Source organism: Alphaproteobacteria bacterium (assembly GCA_025210155.1).
Classification (GTDB): Bacteria; Pseudomonadota; Alphaproteobacteria; order Rs-D84; family CASDRH01; genus JAOASE01.
The window spans coordinates 21,789-37,286 of the sequence record JAOASE010000003.1 but is presented as its reverse complement, the minus strand read 5'-3'; the positions used below and the strand labels follow the sequence as shown (position 1 = coordinate 37,286).

The following is a 15,498-nucleotide window of genomic DNA, read 5'->3' as shown; positions in this document are numbered from 1 at the left end:
CAGTGCTTTTTCTTTTGTAACTACTTGGTTATTAAATTTTACCTATGTAAATTCCCAAATCTTTAGCTGTCTTAACTATGTCAGAGTCTTTTTGGACTGCAACTGTAGTGTTTGACTTAAACATTTTGCTAAATGCTACATGTGATACCTTACCACCGTCATCACAAACCATTACACTTCTTTTACCTTCTATCATTAGGTCTAGGGCGTGAGTACCGAATTCGATACCTTTAATTTTATCTTTGATTGTAACTCTTCCACCTCTTTGTATGTGACCTGGAATGTTACATCTGATATTTTTCTCACCCATTTCTTTGAATTTTTCAACTATGTATTGACCAGCACTCATACCTTTGTATTTAGGATCTTTTTCATCTTCAGGAAGTTTTTTGATACCTTCTGAAACTACGATAGTAATTGCCTTTTTAAAGAATGAAGCTCTTGTTTTTTGAATATGTTTGTATAGTTCACAGAAGTCATATTCTATTTCTGGGATTAGAACTGCGTCTGCACATCCTGCAACACCTGAGTTGATTGCTATGTGACCAACTGAGTTACCCATAACTTCTACAACCATAATCATGTCATGAGAGTAAGATGTCATTTCTAGTGCTGAGATTACGTCTATAACTTGGTTACAAGCCGTATCAAAACCTAGAGAATAATCTGTGCAAGGTGTATCGTTATCGATTGTTTTTGGTATAGCTATAATTGGTGTGTTTGGAATTAATTCCGCCAAGAACTTGTTTGCATATATACTTCCGTCACCACCTGTGAAAATAATACCATCGATGTTATATTTTCTAATATTTTCTTTGAAAATTTTTAGTTGTTCTTCGTCTATTGTAGCTTCACCAAAGTCAGAAACTAAACCGCTTTCTCCTAGATCTACAACACCACCTCTTCTTGAACCAAGTATTGTACCAGATCTGTCGAAGTGAATATCAAAGTGGTTGTAGTTTAGTTTACCACAAACTGGGTTAGCTGTTCCGAAGCCTTCGTCTCCATTAAATAAACCGTAAACTTCTATGCCTTTTTGTTGCGCTCTTTTCATAATACCATACATGGCTTGGTTTAGACCGGCACAGTCTCCACCCGAGTTAAATATTGCTATTGTTTTTATGTCTTTTTTCGCTGCTGCGTTCATTATTTTTTCCTTCGTTTTTTGCACGACTAATCGTTTTGTTTCTTTATAAAAAGAATTTTTTTAGGGGCTTATGAGTTGTGAACTATTAGCATACCATCCCCTAATGGAGAGATGCTTGTAGATAGAGAATTGTCTTGGCATATATCCTCTACTAGCTCTTTCATAAGCAAAATTCTTTTTAGTTTTCTTGGATTGTTATCCTTATATTTCTCTTCTATTTCCTCAGTAGAAAAGAATATTTCTCCTTCTTGGAAAATGTTGTCTATTATTATAGCCCCACCATCTTCCAGCATCTTTAAAGATACTTCAAAGTAATTTCTGTAATTGTTCTTGTCCGCATCGATGAAGATGAAATCATACTTTTTATTTTGTGAAAGTAAAGAATTTAATTCTGATAGAGCTTCACTATTTATTTTGTTTGGATCTCTTCTATCTTTGCAGTTTATTTCTGTAATTTTGTTTGATACTTCTGGTATAAGTTTATCCCATTGTTCTCTTGCTTTTTCTAGACTTCTTTCATCTCTATCGATTGTTGTTATTTTTGTGTCTTCTGAAGTGTAAATCGCTAAGCAAGCAGTAGAATATCCGTAGAAAGTTCCTACCTCTAAAATGTTTTTTGGGTTTTGGGATTTTAGGAATGATCTGAAGAAAGCCACTTGAGAATCTGATATTGAAAGATCTATTTCGCTTCTTTTGGAAATATATTCCCTTAAGTCTTTTAATTCACTTGGGATTTTTAAGATTTTATTCAAATAGTTTTCACCCTCTTTTGTTAGGGCTTTATTGTATAAACTCATAATGTAATATTCCTGAAATACTTATTTCCGTTGATATTTTACCATAAAATTGAAGATGTTTCTAGTATTTTTTATAGATACTTGAACGGAAGCTCTTTAGATCTGATGCCTGCAGCTTTTTTATGACCGCCGCCACCATGTTTTTTAGCTAGGAGACTTACATCGATATCTTTATACTTTTCGTTACCAGTTCCTCTTAGAGAAAGCTTCCATTGTCCTTCGTTATTTCTATAATAAGTTATTACGAATGGATACTCCTCATATAGGTTTCCTTCTTTTGCGTGGAAGAATACTTCATACTTGAAGAAGTATATATTTGCTGCTGGAACTTTGTAACCTTCGAACTCTACGAAATGAATGATTTCTTGAGCTGCTTCTTGCTCTATAGACTCTCTATATCTTTGAGCTACCCTGCCCTCTGTTAATAATGTAGAAAGCATACCTTCATCGTTATTTATTAATTTTTCCCAATCTGGATTTGTTGGGTCATATAACTCTGTATGCAAAATTAATGCCGTAAGGAATTCTTCTGAATCTTTTAAAGGTTTCTTTATGTCTACGTGTCCTACGTAATTTATTGCTTCTGGGAATTTAGCTGTTTCTATACTTGAAAATTTATCTTGATTGAACCAGAACCAAGTTAGTTGTATTGCTGCGTAATCAGCTCTTTGTATACCTCTAATGTTTAGACCTTCGCAATTCTTCATAGATGATGCGTGGTGATCATTCCAAATAAAGTTATCACCGTAAGTTTCTAGCAAATATTCCATTTGCTCTCTTTTCGGAAAAGATATATCTGACATATAAACCATGGCATCTTTATCCCATTCTTTATAATCATGAGGAACTTCTTCATTATTTAATGGAATGTTTACTATTTCGAAACCTTCTTTGTTTCTGTAGAAGTCATTTATTACCGCTGCTGAACCTCTGCCATCAAAATCTGTTCTGTGATATATTACGTAAACTTTCATTATATTTCCTTTGTAATACTAGGGTTTCGTATATTTTTCATATCTATTTTTAATAATCGATTTCTCAAGTATTATTTATACTATACGAAAGCCGATTTTAAAAATATTTAAAGCAAACTATCCAAAACTCCAAGAGTTGTCGTTTATTGGATGAATATCTTAAAATACCTTTCCTTTTATGGGAATAAGATACCAGACCATTTAATAATTTTCAAGGGAGATTTGATTAGAGAAATAATTTTTGAAAAATAGCTTGACAAATATTTTTTCGAGTATATGCTGATTTGTATAGTAGATAAAATATAAATAACCAAAAATATATAAAATGAAAAAAGTTAACTTTAAAAAGATTTCTATTGTAAATGCTATAATGAAATCTCTTAGTAATAATGAAACTTATTCTCATAACGGAATTATTGCCATGCTCAAAAGTGCTGGTATTTCCGAAGATGAGGAAGCCATTGTTTTTGCTATGCTTACTGAATTTTCTTTAAATGTAATGTGTAGCAATGAATGTGAAAGCAAAAATGCTTTTATGAAACTGGCTGAAATTGAGTCTGGGAAGTTTCCTGGCAAAAGCATACTTGATCTTATTTTCAAGTATAACTTTGAAAAGGACGATGCTGAGTCAGCCATGTTTTTTAATATAAACAAGTTTAAGAAAGAGCTTGAGATAGACTTCGAGTTCAAAAACCTTAATGAAGTTTATAAAAAAATAGCAGTTAATGAAGATGCTATTAAAGAGCGATGGGACAACTATTTTTCCTCTGATGAATTTGATGAGTTCGTTGAAGGAAGAAGAAGCGACGTTATATCTGAAGGAGCTGAATTAGCTGAGGAATTTGTTGGAAATCCTGCTGGTGCAGACCTATTCCTCCAGGATAAAGGATATTAATTTTTTTTAGGTTTAAATTAGAAAGAGCTATGAGATGTAAAAATCCATAGCTCTTTTTTTATAAAATATTTGTTTTTTAAAAGTTGATTTATCCAAACATGTAAAATATAATAATAATATGAAAAACATTTATATATATAATGATGATGGTGTTGTAAAAAAACATATTAAAAAAGTTAAAAATTGGGCTATGTTAACTTTTAATTCTAAAAATGTTTTTACAATTAATTCTAAAGACATACTATCTAAAAAATATCTATCTAAAGATAATATCTTAATAATTCCTGGTGGAGAAGCTAGGTTTTATACTGATAAACTTTATGGTAATGGAAATATTATTATTAGAGATTTTATTAAAAATGGAGGTATTTATATTGGAATTTGTGCCGGAGCATATTATGCATCTTCACACATTGACTTTATAGGAAATGATGGTGTCATAAACACTGTTCAAAATACAGATGGAGATCTTAAATTATTCTTTGGAACTTGCAAAGGAACTATTAGAGAAATTGCCCCTTTATATAGAAATGATTTTTCCTCTGCTACTGATATTTTTATTGATGGGTTTTCGGAAAAATTTAAAACATATTATAATGGAGGCCCTGAATTTATACCAGAAAAAAGAGAAGAAGTAGAAATACCTTTCCTATATTCCAAAATTGATAAATACGCATCAATATATAAAATATATGGTAAAGGAAAGGTATTTCTATTTGGATTTCATCCTGAACTATCTAAAGATGAAAATTTACAAAAAAAGTTAAACTTATTTTTTCGGATAAAGGTTTATTCCAACATCTATTCCTGAAACCAAATGCTCTTCAGTTCCATCTTCTTTTTGAGCTATTAATAAACCATCCTCATCTATCCCTTTATCTATAATTTTATAACTACTTCCATCCTTTAAGTGAACTTTAGTTTTTTGATTATAGTATTGAGAATACTCTGGGTATTTTTCCTCAATTTTAAGCTCTTCGGAAAGAAGAAGTTTTAACTTATAAATAAAGGATTTTAAAATCTTATCTAATATTTCTATTGGATCATGATTCTTATTTGTTACAATACGCAATGAAGTTGCAATATCCTTTATTTCTTCAGGGAATGATGTTTGATTTATATTCACACCAATACCCATACATAAATTACCAGAATTATTATGAAACAATATCCCTGATAACTTTCTTTTATCAACTAGGACATCATTTGGCCATTTCACTTTAGCCCTATCACCTACAAACTCCTTAATAACATCACAGATAGCATATCCACTAATAATGTTTATTTTAAGTGCTAAAGCTGCATAAGAAGTTGGTAAAGCCATAGAAAAACACAATGTTTGATCTTTTTCTGACAACCATTTTCTACCAGTTCTTCCTTTTCCTTTAGTTTGAAGTCGAGCCACAATAACGTCCCATTCCGAGAGTTCTATATCTCCAAGCTTCATTTCTTTAAAAGGATCCATAGTAGATTCCATTTGATCAACAACATAACAGTTACCATTACCTGTCAATGCCTCATACAAATAACTTTTTTCAATAATCATACTTATTTAAATTTTAATTAAAATTGCATTTAATATATAAACAACTAAAAATTTCAATTAAAATTTTTATTTTTTTTATTCTAGGCTGTTTTTAGCAATCCTTTTGGGATGGATGTGATTTCTGCTAGGTGGTTTATTAACTTTTGTGTATCTATTATGTTGGATAATTGACCTTCTCCTAGAATGCTTAGTGAAGATATAAATCTTTGGATGTTTGCTATTTCTCTGTCGTTGTTTACGTTCATTATTGGTGAACTGTATTTTAATGAGATTATATTTCCATCTATGATTAGGTTTGCTATCTCCCCTCTTCTTTTAAGGATGCTTACTGCTCTTTCGATTAATGGTGTAAGGAGTTCCGTTTGAAGTCGTGAGAACACTGCTGTAAGTGTTTGATATAATTCCATTGTTCTTGCAGAAACTTCTGTTGCAGTCATTTGTTTGCTTTCTTCCGGCTTACCTAGAACATCTGTATAGAACGCTTTATTTATATTGTTTCTTAAGTCTGAAAGGACTAGTTGTGAAACGTTGAAGTTAGCTCCTGTTTGTAATGGTGATAGACCTTGAGAGCCTATTGCTTTTGGTATTATTGAACCTGGTGACAGATCAATATTATTAAAGTTAATTACTCCGTCGTCTTCAGCTTGCCATACTCCTGAGATTGCTATTGTTGCGTTTTGTAAAGTTAGTTCTACAACCTTGTTTGCTGTTTTGATATCTGGAAGAACCTTCATTACCGGTGATCTTCCATATACTTCGCTTGAGGTTTTTAACCATCTGAAACAAATGAATGGAGAGCTTTGTAAGACACCTTCTTTTAATACTAATATGTTATCTTCTTTTGCTGATTTTTTAGGTGTAAGGATATTTTTTTCATCTTCTATAAATGCTGTATATACAAAGCCTTGCTGTCCTATTTCTTTCATATTAGGGACTACAGCTTCAATCAGTTTAACTCGCTCTTCTTTGAACTTTGTTGCGAGGTTACTTAAACCATTTTCTTCAAAAAATTCTGGGAAACGAAGTTGTAGATTTTCTACCGTTATGCTTGTTTCTCTATAGATTTTATTTACGTTACCTTCGCTGTCTTCATCTATAGTCAGTTGGTTTAATGGAACTGATTTAAACCTGAAGGCAGATTTTTTACCTATTTGGTTTTCTTCGAAGAACAGACAAGAGGTTCCCAATGTAACTAGATCAAAGTAACATTGTTGTATTTCTGTCGCGAAGTTTGAAAGTGAGATATTTTCTGAAATTGTTTTTTCTATTTTCTCTATATCTTTTTCAATATTTGCTTTTGTTGTTTCATCCTCAACAGTGATATTTCCTAGAGATAAATTAAACCATTTTTCATATGATGGTGTTAGGCTTGAAGCTATTGTAGATACTAAATTTTCTACCCCGCAAATTGCAGTTGAGTCGTAGATATCTACATTGTTTTTATTAGCTTCTTGGAATGAGTTATAGAAGCTTCCATATCTTTCTGGGGATGAATATTTTATGCAATCTTCCCAAAGATTTTCCCAATTGCTTCTTTTGTTTTTTGCCTTTTTATATTCTTTAATTAGAGTATCTCTATTTATTAAGTTTGAGTTTATTTCTGGTATTTTTTTCATTTAATTATCCTTTATAATATTAATGTTTCGTATATTTAACTTCATCTAATCGCGAGAAATAATTTTGAAATTCAACGATTGAGTATTAATATACGCAATATTAAATTTAAAAATCATTTTCGCTTCTATCTAAAGCAAACTATCCAAAACTCTCTGGGGAGAGATTGCTTGATGAAGTTTTTTATAAAAAAACACCCTCAATTGAGGGCGTTTTCATTAGTTTTGTTTAAACTTTATTAGAAGTTGTTACAAAATCTTGTGTTGTCGTAATCTTTTGCTTTACTATTAGATTTGTAAGCAATTATTCTATAAACATCGTCTGATACTTTTTCTAAGTCACCTTCTCCAAGTGCTTCTAATTTAGTAGCCTCTTCAAGAGTTAGGTCACTTAAACGGATATTGAAACCGTCTGATGAACCGCAAAGAGCAACGTCTCCACCGAATGGGTGCTTTGCTTTTATTAATTCTTGGCCTTCTAGTTCATCATTTAAATTATCTAGTGTTAGAGTTGAATAATTACCATCTATATAAATAGAATTTATTTTTCCTCTAATATCTTCTAATAAGAATTCTGTTCTTTTGAATGTAGCTTTAGTAGATACTTTCGTATAGAAAGAAACTATAAGAACTGACATTACTGTTACTATTGCTAAAGTTCCTAAAACTTCTACGATAGACATACCTTTTTGATTATTTTTTCTCATCTTATAAATTCCTTAATTAAAAGTGAAAGTAACTGTTTTATTAGATGTAGATGAGCATGTATCTGTCGTTTCAGCTTCATCCATACCTTCTAGTTTTTTAGCAGCAAATTTATAGCAATCTTCTTGATCTTCAATATTTACAATTTGGATTGTATATGAACTAAATGGAGATTGAGAACCTATTACTAAACTTGTACCATATGCATCTCTTAAGAATTTAGGATCCACACCTTTATTTTCTAGACGAGTAACATTTATTCCACTATAGCTGTTTCTTCCCCAGTATATAGTTTTAATACTATCTGTTAATTCTGAAATATTATACATAGTCTTTGTAATTTTTACTTTTGCATCATTCTTTTGATAAGTTCTCATTGCAAGAGCGATACCGATTGAAGCTATTGCTAGAACACCGATAACTTCTACAATACTTCTACCTCTTTGATTGAATTTTGTCATAATCTAACTCCTTTTAAAATTATTAGTATATTTTGGCTTTATTATAACAAAAATCATATATTTATAAAAGTAAAAAGTTTTAATAAAATTTCATAATTGATGGTGATGGAATTATATTCTTAAACCTATTTAATGTTATGCCTGAAACGGCATCCAATCCATCATCTTTTCCGTCTATGTTTGGTCGCCAATTTTTAATTTCATTTATGAACTGATTTGCCTTAGAAAATATTGTTTTATTAAAGCTTATTATTTCTGCTGAAACTAGAGGTTCTATTCCTTCCATAATTCTTATACTCTTGCTGTTATGATTATAAATTTCTGAGACTTCTATTTTTAGTCGTAGTCGGCGAATTTCCTTGTTTATTAATTCTGGGATAAATTTCCCTATACCATTTGTTTCTATGTGAATTATTCCTATATCGTATTTTTTTAATATAGAAATAACTTCTTCTATTTGTTTCGTTATTCCTTCCTCGCCTCTTTTGATAATTGAGTTTAAGTATATGATTTTTTCTATGTATATTCTGTCTTTGTTATCTTTGAATGCTATGACTAGAACTGAACCGTCTCTTTTTCTTCCACATGAAGATGGATCCCAATAGGATGAGGCCTGGACGACTTTTTCATTATTAATTTTATAGACTGATCGGAAGTTTTGCTCTGTTTTTGAAAAGCATATGTCATATGTTTTGAAATCATTTATATCGAAAAATGGATCTGTTAAGTTTACTGGTTGTAATTGCATTTGAGCTTGGAATTTCTTTTCCCCTACTCGTTTACGAAGTTCTTTAATTCTTTTCAGAGGAAATCTTTTTGACCAAGCTGATCTTCCAGCCTCTGATAACAAAGGAATTTTTAATCTTTTATATCCTGATAGAAGCTTTTCTGTTTCTTCTTCTTTAGGTTTTAATTCGTTATCTATTGTTTTGTTGTAAATCTTTTGCATTTATTCTCCCCTGGATTTTAGACAATAAAAAAACGCCTTGCGGCGCATTTTAAATAAACCTCGGAGCTCTTAAAAAAAGGAGGAAAGGATATATAAAGGAAACTCCGAGGATTAAAAAGAACTTTCGGAGTCTTCTTAAAGAGGAGAGAGAAATAAGTAGGGAGATCTCCGAAAGTAAGTTTAGTTTAGAACTTTCATTTTATTTTGTCAACTATTTTTTGACATTTTTTTCATTTTTCTTATTTTTAAGTTGTAAGCCACTGTTTTTTCTTAGAACTTTCTTGACATATTTTTTTGTCCAAAAATGAATATTTCCCTTTTACTGATTCTTTTTTTAATAATAAATACTATTTTCTGTATGGGGAGTACCCACATATAGAATCATTCCTTTTGGCGTTATTATAAATTCTAACTCTGCCAATCTCTCTCTTAACTCTTCTCTTTTCAATTCAGTATCGCAAGTATTTGGGACTTCGACATCGTCACATATTATTATATCGGCTCTAGATCCCGTTGCGTTTCCTGAAAGTCCTATGGCAAGCATTGAAGGGTCTCTCATTTCTTTGAACCTTTCTATGGTGAATTCTTTGCTTGCCCATCGCCCTCCCTTTTTCTTTGGTATAAGATGTGAAAGCAGCGCATGTCTTTCTATTATGGCTTTGACATTTTTGCTCATTTTACCAGCTAGGCGTTCTTCTGCTGATATTACCAATATTCTTAGATTTGGGTTTTGATAAAGTAGCCAACAGCAGAATAAACCTACTATGGTAGATTTACCTGACCCTCTGAAGGACATTAAAACCCCTCTTCTGTCTGACTTTTCTTCAAGCCATAATTTTTCTAACCACCGTGCAATCTTTTTATGGTGGGCAGGAGTTGTTTGCTCCTGATCTTGATTCCATAATTCTATGAAATCTAAAAATGTTATTTTTTCTATATTTTCTTTTAAATTTTTTTCATCTTTAAATTCCGCCATTATCGCCTTCTGTGATTTCTCCTAAGTCATTAGATACTAATGAGCTATCTTTTATCTCACCATTATCATCAAAGTCTTCTGGGAATTTATTATTTAAGAAAGTTAATATGTCTTGGATTTTTCCTGCTAAACCCGCTGTCTCTGAAGTTCCTAATAATGTAGACATTGCATCGTACATATCTTGGCAGATAGTTGCATAGTCATGAGCTTCATTGCTTGCTTCTATTATTAGGTCAGCGTTTCTTAGTTCTAGTCCATTTTCTGTTTTGTTCCAAACCATCATACAACCCGCTTTTGGTTCTGGAACAGTTAAGTCTATATCTTGATCTTCGACATCTGATCCAAATTTCATTGCATTCCCAAGTTCGTAATTAACTTGTTGAAGGCACAGAGTTTGGTAGTCTAGTTCTTGATTTATGTCTTCAGCTCTGAAGCTTCCACCTGATTGAAAGTCGTGCTTTCTCGTAATATCTAGAACTCTCTTGATTGAGACTTCTGAATTTGTAACTGGAGCTGTTTCAAATGTTATCATTCCACCTTCTACATCTTCGTGATATTCTATAATGAATGTAGTTTGTATTTCTTTTCCATTTATGGACACTTTTAATTCATCTGCTGAATATATTTTAAATGGGAATGAAAATTGTTTTGAAGTTCCATTTGCTAGGTATGTTATTAGGACTGATTTGTTAGTTATCATACTTTCTCTCCTTTATGTTCTATATCTTTGAGATCTTAGAGTTTCGTCGTGGCTTTCGATTTCTTTTAATATATTTTCGAAATTGTTAAGGCTATTTCTTTTAGAATTTTTATCATATTCTAATAGATTTGCCTCTGTATCAAATTGAAGTTGTTTGTCTGCTTTTTCCATATTTAGATCAAATAGCTTTTGCCTTTGAGCTGTGTCATTATTGTAATCTCTAACGGCTCTATTCTTTGCGGCTTTTGCAGAACCTTCTGTAGAACTCATATTATAAGCTCCGTAGTTTGCTGAAATATTGCTTAGATTTTCTTCTAAAAGATTTCTACTTTCTAAATCAGAATAGTACTTATTAACTTCTGCTATTTCTTTATTTATTTTGCTTTCTTCTTTTGCTCTTTCTCTAGCCAATCGGCTTTCGTCCTTTGAACTGCTCCCTGAAATTAGATCAGATCCTAGTGAGTTGACACTAGATATTAGTGATATCATCTTTATCTCTCCTTTTGTGATTGATTATTGTATAAAAAAAACAGCCGGATATTTCCGACTGTAATTTTAATTCTTTAGTTTTGTAAACTATTTACCTGTAACGATAGTACATTCAGTTGAACCTAAGATCCAGTTTCTACCTTCTACATCGACACTCATAATTTGTGTAATACCAGCACTTTCTTTAGCTCTAAGAATTGAGTTTCCATTTTTTGAACCCATTGGGAACATGTGTAAAAATCTATCTTCACAAGATTTTCCAACTTTTAATTCACTTGGAGCTACTTTAACGTTAGTAACTTGGTGAGGTCTTGTAGCACATGATGCTGTTAAAGCTATAATAGCTGTAAGTAATACTTTTTTCATTATGATTTCTCCTTCATATTTAAATTTAGTTATATAAAATAACTCATCGTAGTTTACTCATATGAAAGTTTAAATCAATAGTTAATATTATTTATTTACAATAAATTTTGAGAGTGATGAAATTACCTTGAAATTGTTTGGATAATAATCATCTATTTTCCAAAGTATTTGGCTTCCTGCTTTTTTCCATCCGAATGATTTTATATTTATATCCCCTGAGAAAGTTCCTTTTATATTTTCTGAAGAAAGGAATGTTTCTGAATTATCGTATTCTTTTAATGATATATTCTTTATTCCTTGCCCAGTATCTATTGAAAGGTTTTTACTTTCTGATAATCTGAAAGAAACTTCCAGCAATCTTATCTTTTTAAATTCTATCATCTCTGGTGATGGAGCAAGGATATGCCTATATGCTATTCCTAATCTTAGATTGTTAACTGGTTTTTGAAGTTTTATAGCATCATTCTCTATGATAGGTTCTCCTAGGAATTCGCCGTCTCCTATTGCTAAAATTATTGCATTAGTTTGCTCTTTTAAGTCCTTTATTTTTAAAAGTTCTGGATAATCTATAATTTCAAATATATTATCTCTTTTATCATCCTCTCTGGATATGGTAATCTCGCAATCTGTATAGGTATTTAATTCTGTGAAATCAAACTTTTCTAAATATGGTTTGTCGTTTCTTCTTACTACCACATAAGTTTCTTCATTCAAACTTTCCACTGAGATAAATGAACCTTTTGTTTCCCATAGTCCCCAAGATCTAACTCCATAATTTTTACTCATGGTCAATGTGGCTAGGCTTCCATCGTTGTTTACTATAAAGTATATTTTTTCATTTTTATTGTAAGATGTTTCTAGTGGTTTATTTAATAAATGATTAGATAAGCTAACTAGGTTTTCTGTTTGATATTGCTCCTCTATTTCTCCAAAGAAGAATTCGCAAACTTCTGATTTGTTCTTAGATATAAAAATTGTAGAACCTTCTATAAACTGAGGGCTAAGATAGTTGTCTTGGTTTGAACCTAGTTCTGTTTGTTTCTGCAATTGTATACTAGTTGGTGTGATAGGAAATCCTGTTACTATCCATTCAGCATTATTTGTAAAAACCTGAAGATGTCTTCCTGTAAATATTGTTTGAATAGTTTCTTCATTTTGGGAAAGTATATCAAATTCTATAGCATCTCCATCGTATGCTGATCCTAAATTAAAATTAAAGAAGTTATCTGTTTTAGACATCCATATTCTTTTGGGAAGCGATTTTGATCCACCTACCACCATTCTGTTTTGATAGAAATTTATACTTCTTATCCAACCTCGCTTTTTTGAAAAGGCTTGTTCTGAGACTGAAGGATTTTTCTCTTTAAAATCAGTAGGAAGCTTTATTATTTCTCCTAGTAACTTCCTTGTTGTTACTACGTGGGTAATTCGATATTCCCCATCTCCAATTCTCATTTTTATATTTTTGCAATCGAAATTGAATATATCATATATATCGGAGCATGTTATTTCTACTTGAGGGGGAGGTGTAGATTCGTCCTCTACGAAAGTATATGCTGGTTCATTTCTCTCCATCCAATCTGGATTTAAAACCCATTCACCAGCGCCCTCTTGATCCCAATCTAAATCTTCTGGATCTATTATTATAGGAGTTGCTTTTATACCTTTATTTTGCATATCTTCAAAGTATGCGAATGGCTCAAAACTTTCACCCGTATAAGAATCTATATCAAATTCTATATTTTGAATTTTCCAATTAGTATCGCTTTCTTTTACTATGACTTTTGTTTCTATGTCTGGGTGGGTAACGAAAATTTTATTATCTTTAGAGATATATTGCAAACTTGAAAGTATTTCTTTTTTAAAGGGGCTTTTTGATATTGTACAGATTAGCTTATCGTCCTTGAAAACTCTTATCTTACTTTCTCCTATAGCTAAAATATATTTGTCTTCTATGCTAGTCTGCATAGAAATAATCTTAGCATTCTCTTCAAGGTCTGAAATTTTCTTTAATCCAGGTCTTCGTTTGATTTGACCAGTTTCTTCTACCTGCATATTTCTTTGAAGGAAAGATGTATTGTTTTTATACTTGGATCCTAAGTTCTCTAAGCCAGAATAATTCACTTCTCCAAATCTGAAGTTGTTGCTTTTTGTGTATGACTTTTGCATATATTGTATCCTTTATTAATTTAATTTTTTAATTACGGCTTGAAATTAAACTAAATGTTTTTATCTTTTTAATTTTTGTTTGATCTGAATCTTGGTTTTTAGCTTTTGATAAAAGCATTATACTTTCGTTCATTAATGAGTTATATTTTGAGTTATCTTCCGTCAGTGGCATAACAAATTCTTTTGCTAAAGAAGTAGTCATTAAATTTACAAAGAATTGAGGAAAGTATTTTTCTCCGACTCTATATATGTATGTGATATAAACTTTCTCTGCGTTGGTATGAATTTCATCTTGATAAAGTTTATAGTCTATAGAAATTCCATTTGCTGAAGAGCTTATGCTTAACACTCTTATTAGGTCATGTGGTAATTGGAAAACATTCTCGTATCCTTCTTGATCACTCTCTACATTCAGGATATTTAATTCCTGTGTTTTTGTTGCGAAAGACCATTCATGTTCTGATAATAAACTCTCTTTTACTATGTCATAAAATTGAGATGAGATAATGCTTTCTGAAGTATTCTCTTCTAGTGATTGGATTGGACTTGCTCCTATCTTCATTAAGGCCTTTGAGCAAATATCGATTTTTGTTGTAGATGATGGCATTTTGTTCTCCTGTAAATTGGTGATTTTATTGGTTAAAGTTTGAGTCTTTTCCGATTCTTAGGCTTATATTCTTAATTAATTGATTCAATTGAAGTGTTGAGTCAACTTGGATATTGTAAATTAGTTAAAGTGTTGATTCAAAATGTATGCTTTAAATGAGAAAAAGACCGCTTTGAAAACGGTCTTATATTCTATATCTCAAGCAGTTTTTAAACTGATGTTGTGTCGTCGCAAGATACTTTTACTACGCCTTTTGCGTCGATAAGAACTGAACCTTGGCTCATGCAGTTTGATACAAAGTTTGCAGCTCTTTCACCTTGCCAGCTGATGTCTGTTTTTACATCTTGTCCGATTGCGTGACCGATTGCATTCTTGTGGTAGATGAAGCATTCTCTTGTTGTTGTGCTTAATGGCAAATCTGTGTGTAAGATCCAAATTACCCCCATCCATTTTCTTGCTTCTGCACCGTTAACTAGTGGATAGTTATCACCTACGTAATCTGCTGAAGTGAACTCTGGCATATTTAATAATTCAGTCCATTGGTGAACGCCTACAACAGCATATCTTTGACCATCGTCTGGAACATTATTTGCGTTTAATGTTTCGATAGCTTTCATGATTTTGCCTTTTGTTAAGCCTTCTGAATTTTCAACAACTTCTTGAGTAGATTTAGACAGTTCTGTGATGATTAGCTCATCTGTTTTTCTACCTAAAGCGTATGCACCTGCTGATGCGATAACAGCTCTTTCGTCGATGTTTGTTTTTAATTCATCTAGTTTATCTACCCAGTCGCCTGCGTAGTAGTCTTGTAGATCACATTCTACTGGTGTGTGTGTTGCGTTCATCACTGGGATTAAGCCGTTTCTTTCTTTAGTAGATGCTGTTCCTTGACCTACTGATTGGAATACTGTTGCTGATCCAATTACGTCGTTTTTAACTCTAACTGTTGATCTTAATTTTGTACCTGTTTGTTGGTATGCTAAGTGAACTTCTGCTTCGAAGTTTTTTATGAATGATTGGTCTATAGTATTAGCCATTTTTTTTACCTTTCGTCTTTTGCACGAATTTAAGGCAAAATTACAATTATTAAATCTTGGTCATTTA

General features: G+C 31.6%; 17 protein-coding genes. 2 read left to right on the top strand and 15 right to left on the bottom strand.

The window, feature by feature from the left end; translation table 11 throughout:
• Window positions 1-31 precede the first annotated feature (31 nt).
• The 3 genes from N4A44_00680 to N4A44_00670 all read right to left on the bottom strand — a co-directional run bounded on the left by N4A44_00680 (window position 32) and on the right by N4A44_00670 (window position 2,918).
• On the bottom strand, window positions 32-1,147 hold the full coding sequence (locus tag N4A44_00680; GenBank protein ID MCT4552162.1) for an ATP-dependent 6-phosphofructokinase: 1,116 nt from the start codon (window positions 1,145-1,147) through the stop codon (window positions 32-34).
• Window positions 1,148-1,215: 68 nt separating this feature from the next.
• Entirely contained in the window at window positions 1,216-1,944 is a 729-nt protein-coding gene (locus N4A44_00675; GenBank protein MCT4552161.1) for an O-methyltransferase, read from the bottom strand.
• A gap of 71 nt (window positions 1,945-2,015) precedes the next feature.
• Window positions 2,016-2,918: a DHHA1 domain-containing protein gene (locus N4A44_00670; protein ID MCT4552160.1), complete on the bottom strand. Its 903-nt coding sequence runs from the start codon at window positions 2,916-2,918 to the stop codon at window positions 2,016-2,018.
• 325 nt (window positions 2,919-3,243) lie between these two features.
• On the opposite strand from N4A44_00670, the gene N4A44_00665 reads away from it, so the two are divergent.
• Both N4A44_00665 and N4A44_00660 read left to right on the top strand, forming a co-directional pair.
• Window positions 3,244-3,813, top strand: coding sequence for a hypothetical protein (locus N4A44_00665; GenBank protein MCT4552159.1), 570 nt, complete (start codon window positions 3,244-3,246; stop codon window positions 3,811-3,813).
• Window positions 3,814-3,931: 118 nt separating this feature from the next.
• Window positions 3,932-4,624, top strand: a complete 693-nt coding sequence (locus N4A44_00660; GenBank protein MCT4552158.1) for a BPL-N domain-containing protein — start codon at window positions 3,932-3,934, stop codon at window positions 4,622-4,624.
• Here the strand turns inward: N4A44_00660 and N4A44_00655 are convergent.
• The 12 genes from N4A44_00655 to N4A44_00600 form a co-directional block, all read right to left on the bottom strand.
• Complete coding sequence (locus N4A44_00655) at window positions 4,583-5,359, bottom strand: biotin--[acetyl-CoA-carboxylase] ligase (GenBank protein ID MCT4552157.1); 777 nt, start codon at window positions 5,357-5,359, stop codon at window positions 4,583-4,585. The two genes, N4A44_00660 and N4A44_00655, sit on opposite strands and share 42 nt — an antisense overlap.
• Before the next feature lie 80 nt (window positions 5,360-5,439).
• Entirely contained in the window at window positions 5,440-6,975 is a 1,536-nt protein-coding gene (locus N4A44_00650; GenBank protein ID MCT4552156.1) for a portal protein, read from the bottom strand.
• A gap of 236 nt (window positions 6,976-7,211) precedes the next feature.
• Window positions 7,212-7,679 (bottom strand): type II secretion system GspH family protein, encoded by a 468-nt coding sequence (locus N4A44_00645; protein MCT4552155.1) that lies wholly within the window; start codon window positions 7,677-7,679, stop codon window positions 7,212-7,214.
• A 12-nt stretch (window positions 7,680-7,691) separates the two neighbouring features.
• On the bottom strand, window positions 7,692-8,138 hold the full coding sequence (locus tag N4A44_00640) for a hypothetical protein (GenBank protein ID MCT4552154.1): 447 nt from the start codon (window positions 8,136-8,138) through the stop codon (window positions 7,692-7,694).
• 79 nt (window positions 8,139-8,217) lie between these two features.
• The gene (locus N4A44_00635; protein MCT4552153.1) at window positions 8,218-9,087 is read right to left on the bottom strand and encodes a hypothetical protein; all 870 of its coding nucleotides are present in this window, start codon (window positions 9,085-9,087) and stop codon (window positions 8,218-8,220) included.
• 334 nt (window positions 9,088-9,421) lie between these two features.
• Window positions 9,422-10,063, bottom strand: a complete 642-nt coding sequence (gene terL, locus N4A44_00630; GenBank protein MCT4552152.1) for a phage terminase large subunit — start codon at window positions 10,061-10,063, stop codon at window positions 9,422-9,424.
• Window positions 10,050-10,763, bottom strand: coding sequence for a phage tail fiber protein (locus N4A44_00625; protein ID MCT4552151.1), 714 nt, complete (start codon window positions 10,761-10,763; stop codon window positions 10,050-10,052). Before N4A44_00625 ends, terL begins: the two co-directional genes overlap by 14 nt.
• Window positions 10,764-10,775: 12 nt before the next feature.
• Window positions 10,776-11,252, bottom strand: coding sequence for a hypothetical protein (locus N4A44_00620; GenBank protein MCT4552150.1), 477 nt, complete (start codon window positions 11,250-11,252; stop codon window positions 10,776-10,778).
• An 87-nt stretch (window positions 11,253-11,339) separates the two neighbouring features.
• Entirely contained in the window at window positions 11,340-11,618 is a 279-nt protein-coding gene (locus tag N4A44_00615) for a TRL-like family protein (GenBank protein MCT4552149.1), read from the bottom strand.
• Between the two features lie 87 nt (window positions 11,619-11,705).
• Window positions 11,706-13,787, bottom strand: a complete 2,082-nt coding sequence (locus tag N4A44_00610) for a hypothetical protein (GenBank protein ID MCT4552148.1) — start codon at window positions 13,785-13,787, stop codon at window positions 11,706-11,708.
• Window positions 13,788-13,815: 28 nt separating this feature from the next.
• The gene (locus N4A44_00605) at window positions 13,816-14,394 is read right to left on the bottom strand and encodes a hypothetical protein (protein ID MCT4552147.1); all 579 of its coding nucleotides are present in this window, start codon (window positions 14,392-14,394) and stop codon (window positions 13,816-13,818) included.
• A gap of 209 nt (window positions 14,395-14,603) precedes the next feature.
• Window positions 14,604-15,431, bottom strand: coding sequence for a phage capsid protein (locus N4A44_00600; protein MCT4552146.1), 828 nt, complete (start codon window positions 15,429-15,431; stop codon window positions 14,604-14,606).
• Window positions 15,432-15,498 lie beyond the last annotated feature (67 nt).

Coding starts and splice junctions, on each gene's coding strand:
- N4A44_00680 (MCT4552162.1), bottom strand. CDS start 1,147: ATGAACGCAGCAGCGAAAAAAGACATAAAAACAATAGCAATATTTAAC.
- N4A44_00675 (MCT4552161.1), bottom strand. CDS start 1,944: ATGAGTTTATACAATAAAGCCCTAACAAAAGAGGGTGAAAACTATTTG.
- N4A44_00670 (MCT4552160.1), bottom strand. CDS start 2,918: ATGAAAGTTTACGTAATATATCACAGAACAGATTTTGATGGCAGAGGT.
- N4A44_00665 (MCT4552159.1), top strand. CDS start 3,244: ATGAAAAAAGTTAACTTTAAAAAGATTTCTATTGTAAATGCTATAATG.
- N4A44_00660 (MCT4552158.1), top strand. CDS start 3,932: ATGAAAAACATTTATATATATAATGATGATGGTGTTGTAAAAAAACAT.
- N4A44_00655 (MCT4552157.1), bottom strand. CDS start 5,359: ATGATTATTGAAAAAAGTTATTTGTATGAGGCATTGACAGGTAATGGT.
- N4A44_00650 (MCT4552156.1), bottom strand. CDS start 6,975: ATGAAAAAAATACCAGAAATAAACTCAAACTTAATAAATAGAGATACT.
- N4A44_00645 (MCT4552155.1), bottom strand. CDS start 7,679: ATGAGAAAAAATAATCAAAAAGGTATGTCTATCGTAGAAGTTTTAGGA.
- N4A44_00640 (MCT4552154.1), bottom strand. CDS start 8,138: ATGACAAAATTCAATCAAAGAGGTAGAAGTATTGTAGAAGTTATCGGT.
- N4A44_00635 (MCT4552153.1), bottom strand. CDS start 9,087: ATGCAAAAGATTTACAACAAAACAATAGATAACGAATTAAAACCTAAA.
- terL (MCT4552152.1), bottom strand. CDS start 10,063: ATGGCGGAATTTAAAGATGAAAAAAATTTAAAAGAAAATATAGAAAAA.
- N4A44_00625 (MCT4552151.1), bottom strand. CDS start 10,763: ATGATAACTAACAAATCAGTCCTAATAACATACCTAGCAAATGGAACT.
- N4A44_00620 (MCT4552150.1), bottom strand. CDS start 11,252: ATGATATCACTAATATCTAGTGTCAACTCACTAGGATCTGATCTAATT.
- N4A44_00615 (MCT4552149.1), bottom strand. CDS start 11,618: ATGAAAAAAGTATTACTTACAGCTATTATAGCTTTAACAGCATCATGT.
- N4A44_00610 (MCT4552148.1), bottom strand. CDS start 13,787: ATGCAAAAGTCATACACAAAAAGCAACAACTTCAGATTTGGAGAAGTG.
- N4A44_00605 (MCT4552147.1), bottom strand. CDS start 14,394: ATGCCATCATCTACAACAAAAATCGATATTTGCTCAAAGGCCTTAATG.
- N4A44_00600 (MCT4552146.1), bottom strand. CDS start 15,431: ATGGCTAATACTATAGACCAATCATTCATAAAAAACTTCGAAGCAGAA.